Consider the following 2,400-nt stretch of genomic DNA (forward strand, 5'->3'; position numbering starts at 1 on the left):
TTGAATTTAATTTTCCAATCGGCGCGCATTGAGGCGAACGGTTTTCTTGGATTGGGGGATCAACTTTTCTAGATTTCGCCACAGTTCGAAACACGAGAAAATGGTTTCCCAATGAAAAAGACAGTTTTTGCCGCGCTTGGCGCCGCTCTCCTCCTGACCGCCGGTGCGCCAGCAAAGGCCGAGGAACAGGTGGAAATCCTCAACGTTTCCTATGATATCGCGCGCGAGCTTTACGCGACGATCAATCCGGCTTTCGCCGAGTACTGGAAAAACGAGAGCGGGCAGGATGTGACCATCAAGCAGTCCCATGCGGGCTCCTCCAAGCAGGCCCGCGCCATCCTTCAGGGACTGAAGGCCGATCTCGTGACCTTCAATCAGGTGCTCGACGTGCAGATCCTCGCCGACAACGGTTTTGTTGCCGAGGACTGGCAGCAGGCCCTGCCGAACAACGCATCGCCCTATTACTCGCTGCCCGCCTTCCTCGTGCGCGAGGGCAATCCGAAGGATATCAAGGATTGGGACGATCTTGCTCGCGAGGATGTTCAGCTCGTCTTCCCCAATCCGAAGACCTCGGGCAATGCCCGCTACACCTATCTGGCGGCCTATGCCTATGCGCTCGAAAAGTTTGATGGCGATGATGCCAAGGCGCGCGAATTCGTTGGCGATGTTCTGGGCAATGTCGCCGTCTTCGATACCGGCGGCCGCGGCGCAACGACGACCTTTGTCGAGCGCGGCATCGGCGACGTGCTGATCACATTCGAGGCGGAAGTCGAAAACATCCGTGCGCAATATGGCGAGGACGAATACCAGCGCGTCGTGCCCTCGATCTCGCTTCTGGCCGAGTTCCCGGTTGCCGTGGTCGAGAAGGTCGCCGAAGAACGCGGCACTGTTGACGTTTCCAAGGCCTATCTCGAATTCCTTTACAGCAAGGAAGGCCAGGAAATCGTCGCCTCCTTCAACAACCGCGTCCACAATCCGGAAGTGAAGGCCGAATATGCCGACAAGTTCCCGGAGGTGAAGCTGGTGACGGTCGAAGAGATCTTCGGCGGCTGGGGTGAAGCCAACGAAACCCATTTCAGCGACGGCGGCGTGCTGGATCAGATCCAGGCGGGGCGGTAACAGTTGTGGGGTCGTCTGCCCGACGGCTTACAGTACAAGGAAACGGTCGGGTGCGCGTATGCCTCGCTTTCCCGATCTCCCCCCTTGAGGGGGAGATGTCGCGAAAGCGACAGAGGGGGGTATGGTACGCGAGCCATGCATTCCGAGTCCGACGGGAAGGTTCACCCCTCTCTGCCCTGCCGGGCATCTCCCCCTCAAAGGGGGAGATTGGCGTGTGGAAGGGGCGGTCGGAACGCGCTGGCGTCGGCGTCATGCATCGTGGGTGTAATACTTCGTCGTGCCGTCCAACAAACCTCGCACACCGCCAGACAGGACTTTCGGGAAACCTCGGCATCATCTTCTTAAGGCCATCATGACTCTCATCATGCCGACAGCGAACAGAGGCGCGAGCCGCAGGGTCATGCCCGGTTTCGGGTTGACGCTCGGCGTCACGCTGCTGTTTACCTGCCTGATCATCCTGCTGCCGCTCAGCGCCCTGTTCTTCCAGCTGGGGCAACTTGGGTTTGGCGATTACTGGCGCATCATCTCTTCGGACCGTACGCTTGCCGCCTTCCGGGTAACGATCTCGGCGGCGCTGACGGCAACCGTATTCAACGCCTGTTTCGGCCTGCTGCTCGCCTGGGTGATCGTGCGCTACAAATTTCCGGGCAAGCGCCTGCTGGATGCCTTGATAGATCTTCCCTTCGCATTGCCGACGGCCGTTGCGGGCATCGCGCTCGTCGCGCTCTACGACCGCAATGGCTGGATGGGCATGCTGCTGGCCGAAATGAACATCAAGGTGGCCTATACCTGGTGGGGCATCGCGATTGCCATGACCTTCACCTCAGTGCCCTTCGGCGTGAGAACCGTGCAGCCGGTGATGGAGAGCCTGCGCACCGACCTGGAAGAGGCGGCGCAGACGCTGGGCGCAAGCGATCGTCAGGTGTTCCGCCACATCATCTTTCCGCAGCTCTGGCCAAGCTTCATCATGGGCGCTTCGCTTGCCTTCGCCCGCTCGCTGGGCGAATTCGGCGCGGTGATCTTCATCGCCGGCAACATGCCCTACAAGACCGAGATCGCCTCGCTCCTGATCATGATCCGCCTCGATGAATATGATTTCCCCGCCGCAAGCGCGATCGCCGGAACGCTGCTTCTGCTGGCGCTCGCGGTGCTGATTGCCGCGAACATCGCGACCGGTCGCGCCGGGCGGCATCTGAAGAGGGGAGGCTGATCAATGGCGACAGACACCATGCATCCGCAGGTTCGCGCCCTGATGCGCCGCCGCCGGGCGCGGCGTTTCGT

At 60.4% G+C, this 2,400-nt stretch carries 2 protein-coding genes; both read left to right on the forward strand.

From position 1 onward, the window contains the following. The first annotated feature begins 111 nt into the window (after nucleotides 1–111). Nucleotides 112–1,119 (forward strand): thiosulfate ABC transporter substrate-binding protein CysP, encoded by a 1,008-nt coding sequence (cysP, locus tag AC5DC2_RS22975; protein ID WP_491700165.1) that lies wholly within the window; start codon nucleotides 112–114, stop codon nucleotides 1,117–1,119. A 364-nt stretch (nucleotides 1,120–1,483) separates the two neighbouring features. Further along, entirely contained in the window at nucleotides 1,484–2,329 is an 846-nt protein-coding gene (gene cysT, locus AC5DC2_RS22980; RefSeq protein WP_024709339.1) for a sulfate ABC transporter permease subunit CysT, read from the forward strand. Nucleotides 2,330–2,400: the final 71 nt, after the last annotated feature.

It is taken from the genome of Martelella sp. (assembly GCF_984369615.1).